Source organism: Limnohabitans planktonicus II-D5 (genome assembly GCF_001270065.2).
GTDB lineage: Bacteria > Pseudomonadota > Gammaproteobacteria > Burkholderiales > Burkholderiaceae_C > Limnohabitans_A > Limnohabitans_A planktonicus.
In genome coordinates, this window is sequence record NZ_LFYT02000097.1 from 1 (window position 1) to 1,194 (window position 1,194).

The 1,194-nt window shown below is 58.5% G+C and carries 1 protein-coding gene; it reads left to right on the forward strand.

The features are described from left to right. The coding region (locus H663_RS41865) for a YDG domain-containing protein (protein ID WP_205872779.1) at positions 1-1,194 on the forward strand (1,194 nt) is incomplete at both ends.

Sequence of the window (1,194 nt, forward strand, 5' to 3'; positions counted from 1 at the left end):
TCAAGGCCAAGGAACTGACGTTCGCAGCGGTGAGCGACACCAAGATCTACGACGGCGGCACCAGCTCCAGCAATGCAGCCTCTGTGACGGGCACACAAACCGGTGACACCATCACCGCTGTTCAGTCCTTCGCCAGCAAGAACGTGCTGGGTGCCAATAACTCCACACTTCAAGTGGGCGCAGTCACCATCAACGATGGCAACAACGGCAACAACTACACCATCGGCAACAAGGCCAGCGCCACAGGCACCATCAAGGCCAAGGAACTGACGTTCGCAGCGGTGAGCGACACCAAGATCTACGACGGCGGCACCAGCTCCAGCAATGCAGCCTCTGTGACGGGGACACAAACCGGTGACACCATCACCGCTGTTCAGTCCTTCGCCAGCAAGAACGTGCTGGGTGCCAATAACTCCACACTTCAAGTGGGCGCAGTCACCATCAACGATGGCAACAACGGCAACAACTACACCATCGGCAACAAGGCCAGCGCCACAGGCACCATCAAGGCCAAGGAACTGACGTTCGCAGCGGTGAGCGACACCAAGATCTACGACGGCGGCACCAGCTCCAGCCTGGCTGCCAATGTCGTGGGCAAGCAAGGTGATGACACCATCACCGCTGTTCAGTCCTTCGCCAGCAAGAACGTGTTGGGGGCCAATGGCTCCACACTTCAAGTGGGCGCAGTCACCATCAACGATGGCAACAACGGCAACAACTACACCATCGGCAACAAGTCCAGCGCCACAGGCACCATCACGCCCAAGGAACTGACGCTTGCAGCGGTGACCGACTCCAAGGTCTACGACGGCAGCACCAGCTCCAGCCTGGCTGCCAATGTCGTGGGCACACAAACCGGTGACACCATCACCGCTGTTCAGTCCTTCGCCAGCAAGAACGTGCTGGGTGCCAATAACTCCACACTTCAAGTGGGCGCAGTCACCATCAACGATGGCAACAACGGCAACAACTACACCATCGGCAACAAGGCCAGCGCCACAGGCACCATCAAGGCCAAGGAACTGACGTTCGCAGCGGTGAGCGACACCAAGATCTACGACGGCGGCACCAGCTCCAGCAATGCAGCCTCTGTGACGGGCAAGCAAGGTGATGACACCATCACCGCTGTTCAGTCCTTCGCCAGCAAGAACGTGCTGGGTGCCAATAACTCCACACTTCAAGTGGGCGCAGTCA